We start from the raw sequence: 17,309 nt of genomic DNA on the forward strand, positions 1-17,309 counted from the left end.
CTATGGATTTCAGTACTCAACCTGTACTTCAAATGACCTCGGCCACCATTTTTCAGGGCGAAACCCCAGTCTTGGCAGATGTCAATTTTTCAGTGGAGCAGCATGAATTTGTGTTTTTGATCGGAAGAACAGGAAGTGGGAAAAGCTCCTTACTCAAAACACTCTACGCCGATCTTCCTCTTCAGGCCGGACATGCAGAAGTAGTAGGATTCAATCTTTCCAAAATCAAAAACTCAGAAATCCCTTACCTACGCAGGAAAATTGGAATCATTTTTCAGGATTTCCAGCTGTTCTATGATAGAAATGTCTCTGAAAATCTAGCATTTGTATTGAGAGCCACTGGCTGGAAGGATAAGATGAAAATCAAATCAAGAATCAGTGAAGTCCTGATTCAAGTTGGGTTGATTGATTCCCTTTTGAAAATGCCTCACCAATTATCCGGAGGAGAACAACAGCGTGTGGTAATTGCCAGAGCATTGCTAAACGAGCCTTCAATTTTGTTGGCGGATGAACCTACCGGAAACCTGGATCCTGATGTAGCGGATGGTATTTTCCGCCTGTTTCAGGACATCAATAAAAAAGGAACTGCCATCCTTATGGCAACCCACAATCATGACCTTTTGAGAAAATTTCCTTACCGCGTATTGAAATGCGAAAAGGGAAAATTGTTGGACAGCCAGCTACATAATGTTTCCCTTGGCTCAACATTTTAATCCTTAGATTTTGAGGAAATTGAAAACATGCCACTTTTCATCGGCGTTATAGAAAACAAACAACCATAATTATATGAGTCTTAAATCAATTCTCAGGCTTCTGTTGATCGGGATGATCACTTTTGGGGCAATTTCCTGTAAGCAGGATGAGGACATCGAGCCAATCGAAGAAAAAGACCCAAACATTGCGATCAATAACTGGATCAAGGAAGTAATGGATGAAGTCTATCTATGGCTAAGCGAGATGAAAACTCCAATTGCCAATACTTCTGAACCTGCCGACTATTTTGAATCCCTTCTTAATCGACCTACAGACCGATTCTCTGTTATTTATCCTGATTACCAGCAATTGATCAACTCTCTCAATGGAATTGAGCTAGAGGCAGGATATGAATTCACGCTTTACCGAGAAAGCTCCAGCAATAGTAATGTCATTGCTGAGATCTCTTACATCAAAAAAGGCAGTCCGGCAGCTACCGCGGGTCTTAAAAGAGGTGACATCATCACCAAAATCAATGGAACCCAAATGACTCTGGACAACTACCGGGTAGTATTGGGTACTTTGGACAAAACTCATACTCTCACCTTTATTCGTTATGTGGATGCTAATGGAGGATTCGTGGCTCAGCCGGACGTCACTCTTACACCGGTTCAGCTTTCTGAAAACCCCAACTTCCTAGATTCCATTTATACCATCAATGGAGAAAAAATAGGATATGTCGTGTATCACTTTTTCTCTCCGGGCACAGGCTCAGGCAGTACGATCTATGACGATCAGATGGATGCTATTTTCCAAAAATTCAAAACAGCAGGAATCAATCACCTGATTGTGGATTTCAGATACAACGGAGGTGGTTTTGTTTCCTCGGCAGTGAACCTTGCCAGCTTAATCGGACCTGGAGTGGACAACACAAAAGTTTTCTCCAAGACTAAGTACAATAGCTATTTGATGCAGTTTGATCAGCTCAAAAATGTGCAGACCGTATTCAAAAACAAATCCCAAAACTTGGGTAATACCTTAAAAAACAACAGGGTATATATTTTAACCTCATCCAGAACAGCCTCTGCATCTGAGTTGATCATCAATGGCCTAAGACCTTACATGGATGTCTTCTTGATCGGCAGTACTACAACCGGGAAAAATGTAGGCTCCATTCCATTTGAGGACGAGGAAAACCCTGAAAACAAATATGGAATTCTTCCCATCGTCTCCAGAAGCTTTAACAGCTTAGATCAATCAGATTACATCAATGGATTCGGACCAAACCTCGAAGCAAAAGAATCTTCTGAAAGGCTTCGTCCCTTCGGAGACGTAAATGAGTTACTCCTAAGAAAAGCAATTGAACACATTACAGGAATACCTTCAGGAGCTAGAATTCAGAAGCTAGACAGAATCGATGTAGGAAGTACTTTGGAGCATAAAACACGCTTTGGAAACTTGATTGACACCAATCCAGTGGCCAACGAAAAAATCTCCGAATTAATCCATAAAAACGCCTCCGAAAGGTAATTAAGAGAAGAAAAATCAACTTCTGAAGGGCTGCTTTTTCAAGCGGCCCTTCTTTTTTTGTGAATTTTTTTCTTGGATTTAATATCGAATTTTTGATACTTATCCAATAAACGTTTCAATTACCAACAACTTTAACCAAAAAATCCCATGAAAAACTTTAGCAGACCATCAAAAATTCGGTCTTGGGCAATCGCGTCTTGCCTTGGTATTGCTATTTTTTCCTGCCAACCGGAAGAGGCTATCAACTTTGACAATTCTAACTCCTTGGAGTTTGTCAAGTACCAAAATGGAGACCTGATTCCCGGCCAGTACATTGTAGTCATGAAGCCTACAGGCCTCAACTCCAGGAAAGATTTGAGCTACCAAGGAACCCAGGAAGCCATGCGCAGATCTGGCATCTCTCTTCTAGCCAAGTACAGGATTTCTGAAGAAAATCTAGGCCAGGTATATGGCTCAACCATTGAAGGATTCGCAGTAAAATTGACAGAAGAACAAGCGGGGATTATTGCGAGTGATCCCGCTGTAAGCTATATCGAACAAGATCGGATAGTTGCTTTGGCACCTCCTTCAGGAAAAGGTCCTGGAAATGGAGGAGGAACTCCTCCATCACAAACCATCCCTTGGGGAATTACCCGAGTCAATGGTGGCGGAGCTTACACCGGATCCGGTGTTGCCTACATTATTGACTCAGGAATCGACAGTGGCCACGAAGACTTGAATGTCAATGTTTCCCTGGGCTTTAATGCTTTTACTAAGGGAAAAGATTCTGACCTCGGTAGTGACGGAAATGGACACGGCACCCACGTTGCGGGTACAGTTGCTGCACTTGATAATGAAATCGGAGTAATCGGTGTGGCGCCAGGTGCAACCGTGGTTCCAATTAAGGTTTTGGACTCTAGAGGTTCAGGTTCCTATTCCGGGGTTATTGCAGGAGTAGATTTTGTGGGAGCTAACGGAAAAGCTGGTGACGTAGCAAATATGAGTTTGGGAGGAGGATTTTCTCAGGCTGTAAACGATGCGGTGATTGCTGCTTCTTCCAAAGTTAAGTTTTCCCTTGCTGCTGGAAATGATGCTCGACTTGCATCCACGACTTCACCTGCCAGTGCCAATGGACCAAATATTTATACAATTTCTGCAATGACGCAGAACGACGGGTTGGCTTCCTTTTCAAACTATGGGAATCCCCCAGTTGATTATGCAGCGCCGGGAGTCGGAATTCTTTCTACTGTTCCTGGAGGTTACACCACTTATAGCGGGACCTCCATGGCGGCACCTCATGTAGCAGGAATTCTTCTTTTAGGAAATATTAGAACAGATGGAACTATCTCAGGAGATAAGGATAGTTCTCCAGATCCAATTGCAGTTCATTAAATTGAATCTGAAAAACAGAAGAGGCGACAAGTGATCTTGTCGCCTTTTTCTTTGATTACCAAATCGTTATTTTTTTATGTATTTCTTTTATGGATGAAATCAAGAGGCTATTTTCAAAAAATGGAAGAAGTAGCCACGTTTATCATCCTGTTCCTGATCTATTTTCTGGGAATATTGGCTGTAGTCCAACTTTCCATCAGACCGGTACGGAAATTAGTAACCAATCAAACTGGTCCCGGCAAACATTGGAAGACAAATTACCTGAGAATCCTACTACTCAGCCTTTCACTTTCTTTGCTGACTACGATTATTGCTTTTCTTGTCTTCCCCTAAATCTTCCTTATATGGGACGGTATTTTGGTGGGTTTTCTCGGGCACAGCATTGACTCGAAGTTCAATAAACTGATTCAGACCATCTTGATCTTTGACCAAGTCAAAAGCATCATAGAGCTCCCCCACAGCCGTGTAGGACTCGTATTTAAGGCGATTTCCCTCTACTGTAATGACTTGGAAAAGCTGTGTGTTTTCAGCGATTCGATCTCGTTGACCTCCTTTCAAAGTCCAATCGTCTCCAATATCATACATTTTCCCTCCACTTACGCTGACCACATAGACAGTCCCGGTTTGGTCTTTCAAATTCAACCCATCCAGAATATTCTCTCCGGGAGAAACCCTTCCTCGGGCATAGGCATGATCATGTCCCTGCAGGGCTAAATCAACTCGATATTTATCAAAAATCGGCTTCCAAAGTGTTCTCAATTCCTCATTGTCCCTTCCATTGGAAGCTGAAAACATCGGATGATGATAGGTTAGGATCACCCACTTTTTGGGATTCCATATTAAAATCTCCTCCAACCAGGCAGCCTGAATTTCATGGTCTTTGTTTGAATCCAAAGAAATCACCCTCACATCCTGATAATCCATGTAGTAAACTGTCTCTTCGAGCCCTTCTGGACCATTTAAGGGAAGCGTAAACTGAGGTCTCCATTGGACAGAAAGACTCCTTTCTTTCTTTTCTGTTTCCTCCTGGTTTTTTGCTCGGTATTCATGATTCCCGGGAGTGGGAAAAGAAGGAATCATACTGTGAATAAAACCTCCAGCAGTAAACCACTCATGCCATTCCTGGTCACGATGGGCTGTATTGATCAAGTCACCGGCATGGATAAAAAACTTTGCATCCGGAGCGGTTCTAAATCCTTCCCGGACCAATCTTGACCAAAGCTCCAAAACATAATTCTGCGCATCTCCAACATAGAGAAAGGAGAATTTATCCTCAGGATTTTCAGAGGCTGTCCTAAACTGAAACCATTCACTCCAGTGCTCACCATCCCCCACTCTATAGGCATAAATGGTATCTGGGATCAAATCCTTGAATTCCACGGAATGATAATGAGCCAAGACTTCAGCGTCTTTGATTTGCTTCGCGTCCAAGATCTCCAAGGTTGCGTTCAACTGCTTTCCGTTTTTCCAGAATTTCGGAGCTGCCGTGGCCACTGCGACTTGAGCGATGCCATTTGTTACGGTACTGTCTGTCCTCCAAGTCACATTCACTTCCCTTCCCGGGTTTTCCCCAAAGTTTAGAACTATCCGGTCGGGATGCACGGTGGGTTTGGACCAATTTTGCCGAAATTTAGGTTCTTGATACTCAATTTGGGCTTGAGAAAAACCCTGAAAACCAAAGCTTATAAAAACAATAAATAGAGTCGCCTGAAGAAGATATTTAGCCATTCACAAAGAAATTTAAGTCGAGTAAGCTAGTAAAAAATTTCAGTTCCGCTATCCCGTAGGAAATCAACTTTTTGTAAATAAATCCACATAAAAAAAGCCGGTCATTGCCGGCTTAAGAAATTAAAATTAAGGCTAGGTTAATTTGCTTTGGCAAGATTTTCTTTAGCCTGAGAGAAGTTTGGTTCTAATTGAATTGCTTCCGTGAAAGCCGCTTTAGCTTCTGCTTTGGAATTTTGGTCTAGGTAAATCAATCCTTTGAGATTTAATGCAGCAGCTTTTATCCCCACTTCCTGGGTTTCTGTCTCTGAAACTGCAAACCCGATTTTGTCATCAGGTTTGGCATTCTTCACCATCATATTGACAGAATTGAGCGCCTCTTCGTATCGTTTCAGACTATATTGAATATAAGCCGACTTGTACAGGCTGAAGTTGTCGCCGGTAAGCAAATAAAGGCTTTCGTATTGAGGCAAGGCACGGTCCAGAGCGCCTAATTGCTCCAGAGAGTAGGCTGCAATTTCCAAAGCACCGACATTTTTGTCATTCACCTGAAGAATATCCAGAGCTACCAGAGCAGCTGAAGCCACTTGTCCGGCATCAAAATACAAACTACTCAAAGCCTCCATGTAACGGAGATTTTCAGGGTTTCTGGCGATTAGATCGTATAACTTGGTCTTGGCCATAGCCCGGTCATTGTATCTCAAAGCCATCTGATAGTTAAACTGATCAATGGCGTTCAGGGCATTTTTGGTTTTTGGGTCTAGTTTTGGAATGGAATCATTTGCCGTTTGGGCTTTGAGGCAACTGGCACTAAAGGCCAAGAGCAGCAGTAGAATTGCGCGCTTCATAGGTACAGATTAGAAATAGTTTATACTGATTTTATCGGATTGAGTCCTTTTTGAGAAGCAATTTCAAACATAAGTTTTCGTGCTTCTTCAGGGTTGTTGGATATTTTGCCCTCCAATATAGCTTCTTTGATCTCTTCTTTAATCTCTCCGACTACTTTAGAGGGAGAAATGCCGAAAGTTTCCATGATTTCCTCCCCACTGATTGGAGGTTGGAAATTTCGCACTTGATCTTTTTCCTCGACTTCCTTGAGTTTCTGGTCAACCTTGTCAAAATTATCCAAATACTTCTGGACCTTTTTGTTGTTTTTGGAGGTGACATCTGCCCGGCAAAGTTTCATCAAATCCTCAATAGCATCTCCTGCATCAAACAACAATCTTCGCAAGGCAGAATCAGTGACCTCGTCTTTGACCAAAGCAATAGGCCTTAAATGGAGACGGACGAGCTTTTGCACATATTTCATCCGCTCATCCATAGGGAGCTTTAGCCTACGAAAAATTCCAGGTGTCATTTTGGCTCCTTTGTCCTCATGGCCATGAAAGGTCCATCCTGCCTTAGGATTAAACCGCTTCGTGGCTGGCTTTGCAATATCATGCAGGATTGCAGCCCACCTTAGCCAAAGGTCATCAGACACTTTGGAAACATTATCCAAGACCTGAAGAGTATGATAGAAATTATCTTTATGGGACTTGTCATCCACTGAATCCACTCCTTGCAGTTCTACCATTTCTGGGAAAAACTCATGTAGCAATTTGGAAGCGAAAAGCAGTTTGAACCCATAAGATGGCTTATCAGTCCTTACGATTTTATTTACCTCGTCAATGATCCTTTCTGCAGAAATAATCTGAAGTCTGGCCGCATTTTCACTCAATGCAAAAAATGTGTCAGCGTCGATATCAAAATTGAGCTGGGCGGCAAACCTCACCGCTCTCAGCATCCTCAATGGATCGTCCGAAAAGGTAATATTTGGCTCCAAAGGAGTCTTGATTGTCTTTCTACGGATATCCCCCAACCCATCAAATGGATCAATCAACTCCCCATAATCCTCCCGGTTAAGAGAAATCGCCATGGCGTTGATGGTGAAATCTCTCCTTTCCAGATCTTCTTCCAAGGTACCATCTTCCACAATCGGCTTTCTGGAATCAGAGCGATAAGATTCTTTTCGGGCTCCCACAAATTCTAATTCCCAATCGTCCAGCTTAAGCATGGCGGTTCCAAAATTCTTGAATACCGAAAGAGGAACATGCTGATCAAAATATTTTGCTACTTCTTGGGCCAACTGGATGCCACTTCCCACACAGGTGAAGTCGATATCCTTGCTGGGTCTACCCAAAACCAAATCCCGCACATACCCACCTACCACGTAGGTCTTGAGTCCAAGTTTCTCAGCAGCTTGAGCTACCTTTTCAAACAGTTCAATTTGATCTAATTGAGCTTTGAAATTCATCCTTTAATAATTTTCACTTCACCTTCCGGTCCCAGAAATAATTCCTTGGTGGCAGACATCAGCAAGGGATAATAAACATTGGTTTGAAAATCGACCGATTCCCAATTACCAACTTTTGCCAAAACAGGCTGCGAAATCTGGAATAAAAGTTTGTTCCAATGTGGTTCCCTTATCAATGAGAATCGAATATTCCCATTTTCAATAGGTCCTGATTTCAAAATTGAATTAGCTGGGCTGTGGTAGATGGTAGGTTTAGAGGCAAATTCAACTACATCCAATGAAACTTCAGAAAAAGGAACACTTACCGATCTAATTTGAAAAATATCGAACAACAAGTAGGTCCAGTCTTTCCCCATGGACTCTTGCCATAGTTCCGGACGGATAAGTCTGATTTTTTGGGAATTGCCATCTTGAATAATGACTTCACCTTTGTCCCTGAATGCCTTGGTTATGCTTGATTGATCCAATTTCTTTGATTTTGACACAAAAATAAGCAGAATATCCAACCTGACCTGCTTAGAAGCCTATCAATAAAAAACTGATCTCCGCTTACCATCCTACGCGAAGAAAATTTAAGCCTGACGAGTATTATCCAAACACAATGCTTCCGATTCAAAAGCACCTTTCCAATTTACTCAATCTGATCTCGCATGTTTTAAATTTGAAAGAATAGAAGGAAAAGCAAAAGAGTCCCGAAATTCAAATCATTATGGATGAATGGAGAAAGTAATTAAAGCCTTAAGAACTTTCTTTTCCTTATTGATCTAGTGAGTTAAAGAAAGTATTCTTGGTGTTTCTTTAAAAAAATCAAAACTAGATCGAATGATTTGATTTTATTATTCAGTATTTTGATTAGACCTCACAAATGGGATTTTTTTAAGAAAATGACAAAATAATTTTTATCCCGAAAATGTATTTCTCTAATAGAAATATTGAAAAAATTTAAGTTACCCAAAAATTCACTAACCCATATACTGATCCATTTCCCCATCTCATTAAGGAAACGGATTGTTATTTTATAGGATGGGAAATTTTATGTAGGCTGAATTTTTCTTTGATGATATCGTTTAAGGAAACACAAACTATCAAACAAAAAAAAGGACTGTATGAAACAGTCCTTTTTAATAAAAATTGGTAGCTATTAACCTTTCAGCCAATTGATAAATGTCTGGTAACCAACGCCAATCTCTCTAGCGAAAGCAGCCTTAGTCTTTTTACCTGCAGCTTCTACTTTTTTCCATTCTTCAACGATTTTACTCTTTTCAGAATCAGAAAAAGATCTTCTCTTACCGCTTGATTTTGTGGAGGATTTTCCACCCAAAGTAGCAATAAGATCACTCAAATCGCTCAAAAACTTATTGTCTGTCAAATGCAAACCAGCAGCCTCCAGTTTTTTGATCACTTCGTCTTTAGGATTCATCGGAGTTACAGGAATACCTCTTGTAGCCGCTTCATGAAGATCAATTTTCTTCCCATCTGCGGTCACATAAATAAATCCATCAGCTCTCTTTAGATCCGCCAACGCTTCTTTAATTAGCTCTCTCATGTTTAATTGTTAGTTAGAATTAATACAAAATTATGGCAATTTACAAAATCAAATAATAGGTATTACAAATCAGTATAAATTTTAAAGTATTATTTAACAATAAAATAACATCATCATCAAAAATCTTCCTCCAAACCAAAATTTACTTCAAAAAACATCAAATACTACACTGACCAAGGCACCTCATTTTTCATAAAAATCCCGAACAAAAACTATTATTTAAATGATAGATTAGCTTAAAAAAAGAATTTCAATTTTATCTCTATCAAAATTCAACTAAGGAATAGTTATTTCAAAATTCAGAAACATATCCCCATTCAATCCGGAATTTTCCCTAATTTTGAGCCCCATAAGAATCCAATCAAAAACAGCCTGCCAAGTTTCTTATGGCCCAATCCACAAAGTACATATTCATCACAGGAGGCGTGACCTCCTCCCTTGGAAAAGGGATTATCGCTGCCTCATTAGGAAAACTCCTACAGTCCAGAGGTTTCAGTGTCACCATTCAAAAATTCGATCCTTATCTGAATATTGATCCAGGAACACTAAATCCTTATGAACATGGGGAATGCTATGTGACAGAGGATGGGGCTGAGACTGACCTTGACCTGGGGCATTATGAAAGATTCTTGAATGTGCAGACTTCCCAAAGCAACAATGTCACAACCGGGAGGATTTACAACAACGTCATCACCAAGGAACGAAAAGGCGAATTTCTAGGGAAAACCGTTCAGGTAATCCCTCATATTACCGACGAAATCAAAAGTAATTTTTACAAGCTCGGAGAAGACGGAAAATTTGATGTAGTAATTACCGAAATCGGTGGGTGTGTTGGGGACATTGAGTCTCTTCCATTTATCGAAGCAGTTCGGCAGGCCAGATGGGATTTAGGGCCCGGAAACTTCCTAGTCATCCATTTGACTCTAATTCCTTACCTAAAGGCTGCCAAAGAACTTAAAACAAAACCTACTCAGCATTCTGTAAAGCAACTTTTGGAGGCAGGTATTCAGCCGGACATTTTGGTATGCCGAACTGAGCACCACTTGCCTCAAGAGGTCAAGAAAAAACTTGCACTTTTCTGCAACGTTCAGCTCAACAGCGTCATCGAGGCGATGGATGCAGACTCCATTTATGATGTTCCGCTCCTGATGAAAAAGGAAAAGCTGGACGAAAGAGTCTTAGCCAAGCTCAAGCTTTCTTCTAAGACGAATACTGACCTGGAAAATTGGAAAGACTTTTTGGGAAGACTAAAAAATCCAACCCAAGAAGTCACAATCGGTCTGATCGGGAAATATGTATCCCTTCCCGATTCCTACAAATCCATCATCGAATCATTCACTCATGCAGGAGCAGCTGTGGAATGCAATGTCAATCTGAAGTTGATTTCATCCGAAGAACTCAATGTTGACAATGTAGAGACCAAGCTTAAGGAATTAGATGGGATTTTGGTAGCTCCCGGATTTGGAGAAAGAGGATTTGAAGGAAAAATCGAAACAGTCAAGTACGCCCGAACCAATAATATTCCATTCTTCGGGATTTGTCTAGGCATGCAGGTAGCGGTAATTGAGTATGCCAGAAATGTCTTGGGACTTTCGGGAGCTAATTCTACCGAGATGGATCCAAATACTTCTCATCCTGTGATTGGATTGATGGAGGAGCAAAAGAATATTGAACAAATGGGTGGAACTATGCGATTAGGTTCGTATGCTTGCGAGCTCAAAAAAGGAAGCAAGTCATATTTGGCCTATGGAAAATCAAAAATCAATGAACGCCACCGCCACCGATATGAATTTAACAACGCATATTTGGAACAAATCGAGAATGCGGGAATGATCGCTACGGGAAAAAATCCGGAGACTGGCCTTGTTGAAATCATGGAAATCAAAAACCATCCTTGGTTTGTAGGCGTACAGTTTCATCCAGAATATAAAAGTACCGTGCTCAATCCTCAGCCTTTGTTTGTGAAATTTATTCAGGCAGCAATAGACTACAAATTGAAATAAATAATATTCCCTGATGACCATCAGGGGTGATGAATAGATTATGGATAGAAACCAAGCGACCGGACTGATTTTATTCGCCGCGGTCATTTTGATCTACTCGTTTTTCTTTGCCTCCGGGCCAGAAACCCAAGTAGCTGAAGAAAGCCCTGCTCAAACTGAGCAAAGCAACGTCATTTCCTCCAATACCACTCCACAGGAAACTTTCACAGAGAGTACTTTGGCGGATTCCCTTCGTGCCTCCAAGTTTGGCGTTTTAGCCAATTTGACTGTCGGCGAAGCTCAGGACGTGATTTTGGAAAATGAGCAGGTGAAAATCACTTTCTCCAGTAAAGGAGCCAAAATCAAAGAAGTAGAATTAAAGGAATATAAAAGTTGGCAAGGGGATCCCCTGATTTTGTTGGATGAAAACACCTCTCAAATGTCTGAAACTCTGGCTACCAGATTTGGAACATTTGATTTGGCTGAATTCTACTTTACTCCGGAACTGAGCACAGTTTCTGAGGAAGAAGGTGAAATCAAGCAATTGACCTTTACAGCTGCAACTGAATCAGGAACAATAAGCCAAACTTTCTCTTTGGAAGAAGGTGGTTATTTGCTGAAAAAGATTTTTGAAGTCCAGAATTTCTCCGGTGTTTTCACGGGCAACGAAATCCAGATCAACTGGACCGATCAAGTAAAAGCTCAGGAAAAAGACTTGGCTGAATCCAGAAGAAAATCCCAGGTAAACTATTACTTAAGCTCAGGATCCTATGAAAATCTTGGAGTTGGAGATGATCTGGAAGAAGAGACTATCGCTGAACCAGTCAAATGGATCGGTTTTAGCCAGAGATTTTTCACTGCTGGGATCATTTCTGACACAGAATTCAAAAACGTCAGCCTGACTCAAAGCACTCCTACAGACAGCGCGATTGTCCGAAACATGGGCGCTAGTATGGCAGTGCCTTTTGAAAATGGAAAATCAGGCTACGCTTTTTATTTCGGTCCTGACAAATACAAAACTCTAAAGAAGGTCACTGAAGGCTTTGAAAAGAATGTGGACATGGGCTACTTCTTCGTGAGCTGGGTGAACAAATACATTGTTGTTCATTTATTCGAGTTTTTGGAGAAATATTTCAACAATTATGGAATTATCATCATTCTGATTGTCTTCCTGATCAAACTGGCCTTGTCTCCATTGACCTACAAGTCCTACATCGGTATGGCCAAGATGAGAGTCATCAAGCCTGAAATCGATGAATTGAAAGAGAAATACGGAGATGATGCTACCAAAATGCAGCAGGAGCAGATGAAGTTGTTCTCTCAACTTGGCGTAAGTCCCATCTCTGGCTGTCTGCCTCTTTTGCTACAGATGCCGTTCCTTTTTGCCATGTTCTTTTTCTTCCCGAATGCAATCGAACTAAGGCAAGAAACCTTCCTTTGGGCAAAAGATTTATCGACTTACGATGAGTTTATCAAGCTTCCGTTCACCATTCCTTTCTATGGAGCACACGTCAGCTTGTTTACTTTATTGATGACCGTATCTCAGATCATCTATACCCACTTCAATAACCAGCTGACCACCGCTACCGGTCCTATGAAGAACTTGGGATATATCATGCCGGTCATGTTTATGTTTATCCTAAACTCCTACCCTGCTGGCTTAAGTTTCTATTACTTCGTTTCAAACGTGTTTACATTTGGACAGCAGGCCTTGATCAAGCTTTTTGTGGATGATTCCAAAATCCGTCAAAAGGTGGAAGAAAACAAAGTGAAGAACGCAAACAAAAAGAAGTCTAAATTCCAGCAAAGACTGGAAGAAGCGATGAAGGCGGCAGATGCCAACAAGAAAAAGTAAAATTTAAGGAGCTTTTTTAAGCTCCTTATTTTTTGCCAGTCTTTGTCGCACAAAATCCTTTTTAGGATTGATTACCAGAATATTAACCTTTTTTGACAAAAACATCCCCCCAAAAAAAGGCAGGGGATGCCAAGGAAAAGACCTTAATTTGATTAATATTGAAGTCCAAATACCCTTCGACTACTCATGGGAAAAATTATTGCCATCGCCAACCAAAAAGGCGGGGTTGGAAAAACTACCACTGCAATGAACTTGGCTGCAAGTTTGGCCATCCTGGAGCACAAAACTCTGGTGATTGACGCTGACCCGCAGGCCAACACTACCTCAGGCTTGGGCCATGACCCCAAAACTGTGGAGACTAGCATCTATGAATGCATGGTCGAAAACATCCCCGTGAAAGATATTATCATCAAAACTGAGATTGAACATCTGGACTTGGTGCCTTCCCATATTGATTTGGTCGGTGCCGAAGTGGAGATGATCAACATGGATAACCGGGAGGAAAAGATGAAAGAAGTGGTCGCCGCTATCAAGGATAACTATGACTTCATCATCATTGATTGTTCCCCTTCTTTGGGTTTGATCACCATCAATGCCCTGACCGCGGCCAACTCAGTGATTATTCCAGTGCAATGTGAATACTTTGCTTTGGAGGGTTTAGGGAAACTTTTGAACACCATCAAAATCATCCAAACCCGATTAAATCAGGAATTGGAAATCGAAGGCATCCTACTAACCATGTATGATGTCCGTCTAAGACTTTCCAACCAAGTGGTGGATGAAGTGAAAATTCACTTCAAAAACATGGTATTCGAGACCATTATTCCCCGAAACGTAAAATTATCAGAGGCTCCAAGCTTCGGGATGCCTGCTATCGCTTTTGATGCGGAAGGAAAAGGCGCAATCGCTTACCTCAACCTTGCTGGAGAAATAGCGATGAAAAACGGATTTCAAAAAGTGACCCAATAACATCATGTCTGACCAAAAACCCAACCGGAAAAGTGCATTAGGAAGAGGCCTTGGGGCCCTTTTGCAGGATAGCCCTGCCAAAGGAAAATCAGACGAAATACTCCCTGAAGTAGCAAAAACCGGCATTTCAGAAATTCTTTTAAGTGAAATTCAGGTTAACCCCTATCAGCCTAGAACTCATTTTGACAAGGAGGCTCTGGAAGAACTTGCCGAGTCGATACGTGTTCAAGGAATCATCCAGCCTATTACAGTAAGGAAGTTAGACAGCAATGAGTATCAGCTGATTTCAGGGGAAAGAAGATTTCAAGCCTCCAAACTTGCCGGCCTGAAGCAAATCCCTGCCTATATCCGAACTGCCAATGACCAGCAAATGCTGGAAATGGCGCTGATCGAAAATATCCAAAGGGAAAATCTCAATGCGCTGGAAATTGCTCATTCCTATCAGAGACTTTTGGCAGAATGTAACCTGAAGCAAGAAGAGCTTGGAGATCGGGTTGGAAAAAACAGAACCACGGTAAACAATTACCTTCGTCTGCTTAAGCTTCCTCCGACAATTCAGGCAGCTATTCGTGACCAGCAGATTTCAATGGGCCATGCCCGTGCACTGATCAATGTGGAAGATGTAGAAAAGCAACTTGCTATTTTCAAAAAAGCTGTTGAAGAGGAGTTGAGTGTCCGTCAAGTAGAGGCACTGGTAAAAGCACTCAATGAAGGCAAACCTAAAAAGGAAGAGAAGCAATCTGGTCTTGATCCGGTAAGAAAATACGAGATGAACAAAATCCAGCAGAGGCTGGCATCTCACTTTGGTACCAAGGTTGCCCTTAAAGCCAATGACAGAAATAAGGGAGAAATCAAAATCCCTTTCAACTCTGCTACAGACCTAAACAGGATTCTAGAAATCTTAGAAATCATCTAAACTTGAGCTCTTTTAGCTTTAGAAATACAGATCTCAACAAGACCCCGTGGATTTTCATGGGGCTTTTGCTTTTGATATTCTTTTGCACTCCTGACATACAGGCTCAGGTTCAAAATACCGAAACGCAACAAGCAGAGGAGGATAAACCGGATTATTCCTTACTTCCAAAAAACCCAAAAAAGGCCACTATTCTCTCCGCAGCCTTACCAGGTGCTGGGCAGGTTTACAATGGCAAATCTTGGAAAGTGCCGATTTTGTATGCTGGTTTTATGACTGATATTTATTTTATCGGCTACAACAACAAGCGGTATCAGACCTTCATTAAGGCACTCAATGCTTTCGATGAGGGAGATAATTCCCAATTTCCCTCCCTAAATCGGGACGCCTTAGTAAGAAATGTCAATTACTGGAGGCAAAACCGGGATTTGACTATTTTGCTTTTACTTGGAATATACGCCTTGAATATCATTGATGCCAATGTGGACGCCCATCTCTCAGGATTTGACATCAGCGATGATTTGGCCTTTAAAATAGAACCCAATGTGGAAACCCTATCGGCGTCCAATACAATGATGGGAATTTCCTTTAAACTTCAATTCAAATAATGAAAATCTTACTTCTAGGCTACGGAAAAATGGGTAAAATCATCGGGCAGATTGCTGAATCCCGAGGACACTTATTGGCTGGAAAAATCAACCTGGACAACCTTACTGATTTGGACAAAATTAATCCAGCAGAGGTCGATGTAGTCATAGAGTTCAGCCAACCTGAATCCGCCGTGGCCAACATTACCTGGGCGATCGAAAGAGGTATTCCGGTAGTCTCTGGCACCACTGGCTGGCTTGAACACCGACCACAAATCGAGAAATTGACCCAGGAAAAAAACGGAGCCTTCTTTTATGCTTCCAATTACAGCATCGGGGTAAATATTTTCTTCAAAGTCAATGAATTTCTAGCTAAACTGATCAATGAAACCTCCAGCTACGAAGTGGCAATAGAAGAAATCCATCATACTGAAAAGAAGGATGCTCCCTCAGGTACTGCAATTACATTGGCGGAGGGAATTATCCAAAACCTAAAAGGTAAAACTGATTGGCATTTAACCGGACAGGTGGACGCAAATGAACACTCTATTCCGATCACTGCCAAGCGTATTGACCCGGCGCCGGGCACACACATTATTACCTATTCCTCTGAAATCGACACCCTTGAGATTTCACATACTGCACACAGCCGACAGGGATTTGCCCTTGGCGCAGTTTTGGTGGCGGAATGGATAAAAAATAAAAAAGGAGTACTTTCGATGAATGACTTTCTTTCCTTTTGATCTTAATAGAATATGACAAAACAAAACAATAAAAAGTCACCGGCGAGGGAATGGATTGATGCCCTAGTTTTTGCAGTGGTGGCGGCAAGTTTGATCCGTTGGTTGCTTTTGGAGCCTTTTACGATTCCGACCGCATCCATGGAAAAGTCTCTTTTGGTAGGGGATTTCCTGTTTGTCAGCAAAATGCACTACGGAACCCGAATCCCAAAAACACCATTGCAGGTCCCTTTAACTCACCAGAAAATCTGGGGTACTGAAATCTCATCTTACAGTGATGCCATTCAACTTCCCTACTACCGCCTCCCAGGATTTAGCAGTGTGGAGAGAAATGATGTGGTAGTATTCAATTATCCGGTGGAATTTGAGTATCCAAATGATTTGAAAACCAATTATATCAAACGGGCCGTCGCAGTTCCGGGAGATGTCCTCGAAATCAAAAAAGGAGAGCTTTTTGTCAATGGCGAAGCTTCTCCTAAGCCAGAAGAAATGCAATATTCCTACGACCTGATCACCAGCCGTCCCTTGACTGTGGACTTTTTTGCGGATTATGGCATTAATCCGGAAAGCTTTATGGCCTTTTCAAATGGTGCTGGCTACCTGATTTGGGCTACCGACCAAGTGGTAGAAAGACTCAAATCCTCCCCGGTAGTAACTTCTGTCACCAAAAGGATTTATGCTGAAGGAGAGAGAGAACAAGGTCCCGAACTTTTTCCTCAGGGAATGGATGTGATTTGGAATAGAGATAATTATGGACCGCTCATGATTCCAGGAAAAGATCAAACGATCGAAATGACTCCTGAAAATGTGATTAAGTATGCTTTCACCATTGAAAAATACGAAGGCCATTCCAGCGTGGATGTCATTGAAGGAGGTCTCTATATAGATGGTCAAAAAGTAGATCAATATACCTTTAAGCAGAACTACTATTTCATGATGGGAGATAACCGACATGATTCCCTTGACTCCAGGTACTGGGGATTTGTACCTGAAGATCATGTGGTAGGAAAGGCTTGGTTCCTTTGGCTATCACTGGACAAATACGAATCCATGTTTAACAAAATCCGATGGAGTAGATTCTTCAAAGGAATCAACTAAAAATAAA

Annotated in this window: 15 protein-coding genes; 10 read left to right on the forward strand and 5 right to left on the reverse strand. The window is 41.6% G+C overall.

The features are described from left to right. Positions 1-2 precede the first annotated feature (2 nt). The 3 genes from G458_RS0119565 (at position 3) to G458_RS0119575 (ending at position 3,594) form a co-directional block, all read left to right on the forward strand. Positions 3-713: a cell division ATP-binding protein FtsE gene (locus G458_RS0119565; RefSeq protein WP_026953403.1), complete on the forward strand. Its 711-nt coding sequence runs from the start codon at positions 3-5 to the stop codon at positions 711-713. A 73-nt stretch (positions 714-786) separates the two neighbouring features. Then, positions 787-2,223 (forward strand): S41 family peptidase, encoded by a 1,437-nt coding sequence (locus G458_RS21215; RefSeq protein WP_051287473.1) that lies wholly within the window; start codon positions 787-789, stop codon positions 2,221-2,223. Between the two features lie 147 nt (positions 2,224-2,370). Continuing rightward, on the forward strand, positions 2,371-3,594 hold the full coding sequence (locus G458_RS0119575) for a S8 family peptidase (RefSeq protein ID WP_026953404.1): 1,224 nt from the start codon (positions 2,371-2,373) through the stop codon (positions 3,592-3,594). A 285-nt stretch (positions 3,595-3,879) separates the two neighbouring features. Here G458_RS0119575 and G458_RS21220 read toward each other — a convergent pair whose 3' ends face one another. From G458_RS21220 to G458_RS0119605, 5 genes are all read right to left on the reverse strand, one after another. Continuing rightward, on the reverse strand, positions 3,880-5,322 hold the full coding sequence (locus tag G458_RS21220; protein WP_051287475.1) for a purple acid phosphatase family protein: 1,443 nt from the start codon (positions 5,320-5,322) through the stop codon (positions 3,880-3,882). Between the two features lie 137 nt (positions 5,323-5,459). Beyond that, a complete protein-coding gene (locus G458_RS0119590; RefSeq protein ID WP_026953406.1) occupies positions 5,460-6,167 on the reverse strand; it encodes a tetratricopeptide repeat protein in 708 nt (235 codons plus the stop codon). A gap of 20 nt (positions 6,168-6,187) precedes the next feature. Next, the gene (locus G458_RS0119595) at positions 6,188-7,612 is read right to left on the reverse strand and encodes a CCA tRNA nucleotidyltransferase (RefSeq protein ID WP_026953407.1); all 1,425 of its coding nucleotides are present in this window, start codon (positions 7,610-7,612) and stop codon (positions 6,188-6,190) included. After that, a complete protein-coding gene (locus G458_RS0119600; RefSeq protein ID WP_035468549.1) occupies positions 7,609-8,079 on the reverse strand; it encodes a hypothetical protein in 471 nt (156 codons plus the stop codon). Before G458_RS0119600 ends, G458_RS0119595 begins: the two co-directional genes overlap by 4 nt. A 674-nt stretch (positions 8,080-8,753) precedes the next feature. Next, on the reverse strand, positions 8,754-9,158 hold the full coding sequence (locus G458_RS0119605; RefSeq protein ID WP_026953409.1) for a hypothetical protein: 405 nt from the start codon (positions 9,156-9,158) through the stop codon (positions 8,754-8,756). Between the two features lie 386 nt (positions 9,159-9,544). On the opposite strand from G458_RS0119605, the gene G458_RS0119610 reads away from it, so the two are divergent. The 7 genes from G458_RS0119610 to lepB all read left to right on the forward strand — a co-directional run bounded on the left by G458_RS0119610 (position 9,545) and on the right by lepB (position 17,302). Next, the gene (locus tag G458_RS0119610) at positions 9,545-11,161 is read left to right on the forward strand and encodes a CTP synthase (RefSeq protein ID WP_026953410.1); all 1,617 of its coding nucleotides are present in this window, start codon (positions 9,545-9,547) and stop codon (positions 11,159-11,161) included. 40 nt (positions 11,162-11,201) lie between these two features. Then, the gene (gene yidC, locus G458_RS0119615) at positions 11,202-12,995 is read left to right on the forward strand and encodes a membrane protein insertase YidC (protein ID WP_026953411.1); all 1,794 of its coding nucleotides are present in this window, start codon (positions 11,202-11,204) and stop codon (positions 12,993-12,995) included. A gap of 186 nt (positions 12,996-13,181) precedes the next feature. After that, the gene (locus G458_RS0119620) at positions 13,182-13,964 is read left to right on the forward strand and encodes a ParA family protein (RefSeq protein ID WP_026953412.1); all 783 of its coding nucleotides are present in this window, start codon (positions 13,182-13,184) and stop codon (positions 13,962-13,964) included. 4 nt (positions 13,965-13,968) lie between these two features. Continuing rightward, the gene (locus G458_RS0119625) at positions 13,969-14,880 is read left to right on the forward strand and encodes a ParB/RepB/Spo0J family partition protein (protein ID WP_026953413.1); all 912 of its coding nucleotides are present in this window, start codon (positions 13,969-13,971) and stop codon (positions 14,878-14,880) included. 2 nt (positions 14,881-14,882) lie between these two features. Then, entirely contained in the window at positions 14,883-15,485 is a 603-nt protein-coding gene (locus G458_RS21225; protein WP_245579304.1) for a DUF5683 domain-containing protein, read from the forward strand. Continuing rightward, a complete protein-coding gene (dapB, locus tag G458_RS0119635) occupies positions 15,485-16,207 on the forward strand; it encodes a 4-hydroxy-tetrahydrodipicolinate reductase (protein WP_026953414.1) in 723 nt (240 codons plus the stop codon). Before G458_RS21225 ends, dapB begins: the two co-directional genes overlap by 1 nt. A 12-nt stretch (positions 16,208-16,219) precedes the next feature. Beyond that, complete coding sequence (lepB, locus tag G458_RS0119640; protein WP_026953415.1) at positions 16,220-17,302, forward strand: signal peptidase I; 1,083 nt, start codon at positions 16,220-16,222, stop codon at positions 17,300-17,302. The last annotated feature ends 7 nt before the right edge of the window (positions 17,303-17,309 follow it).

Origin of the sequence: Algoriphagus mannitolivorans DSM 15301 (assembly GCF_000429425.1) — a bacterium.
GTDB classification, from domain to species: domain Bacteria; phylum Bacteroidota; class Bacteroidia; order Cytophagales; family Cyclobacteriaceae; genus Algoriphagus; species Algoriphagus mannitolivorans.

What these genes read in the sequence shown, in the direction of transcription:
- dapB (WP_026953414.1), top strand. Translation starts at nt 15,485, where the DNA reads ATGAAAATCTTACTTCTAGGCTACGGAAAAATGGGTAAAATCATCGGG.
- G458_RS0119565 (WP_026953403.1), top strand. Translation starts at nt 3, where the DNA reads ATGGATTTCAGTACTCAACCTGTACTTCAAATGACCTCGGCCACCATT.
- G458_RS21220 (WP_051287475.1), bottom strand. Translation starts at nt 5,322, where the DNA reads ATGGCTAAATATCTTCTTCAGGCGACTCTATTTATTGTTTTTATAAGC.
- G458_RS0119575 (WP_026953404.1), top strand. Translation starts at nt 2,371, where the DNA reads ATGAAAAACTTTAGCAGACCATCAAAAATTCGGTCTTGGGCAATCGCG.
- lepB (WP_026953415.1), top strand. Translation starts at nt 16,220, where the DNA reads ATGACAAAACAAAACAATAAAAAGTCACCGGCGAGGGAATGGATTGAT.
- G458_RS0119620 (WP_026953412.1), top strand. Translation starts at nt 13,182, where the DNA reads ATGGGAAAAATTATTGCCATCGCCAACCAAAAAGGCGGGGTTGGAAAA.
- yidC (WP_026953411.1), top strand. Translation starts at nt 11,202, where the DNA reads ATGGATAGAAACCAAGCGACCGGACTGATTTTATTCGCCGCGGTCATT.
- G458_RS0119595 (WP_026953407.1), bottom strand. Translation starts at nt 7,612, where the DNA reads ATGAATTTCAAAGCTCAATTAGATCAAATTGAACTGTTTGAAAAGGTA.
- G458_RS0119625 (WP_026953413.1), top strand. Translation starts at nt 13,969, where the DNA reads ATGTCTGACCAAAAACCCAACCGGAAAAGTGCATTAGGAAGAGGCCTT.
- G458_RS0119590 (WP_026953406.1), bottom strand. Translation starts at nt 6,167, where the DNA reads ATGAAGCGCGCAATTCTACTGCTGCTCTTGGCCTTTAGTGCCAGTTGC.
- G458_RS0119610 (WP_026953410.1), top strand. Translation starts at nt 9,545, where the DNA reads ATGGCCCAATCCACAAAGTACATATTCATCACAGGAGGCGTGACCTCC.
- G458_RS0119605 (WP_026953409.1), bottom strand. Translation starts at nt 9,158, where the DNA reads ATGAGAGAGCTAATTAAAGAAGCGTTGGCGGATCTAAAGAGAGCTGAT.
- G458_RS21215 (WP_051287473.1), top strand. Translation starts at nt 787, where the DNA reads ATGAGTCTTAAATCAATTCTCAGGCTTCTGTTGATCGGGATGATCACT.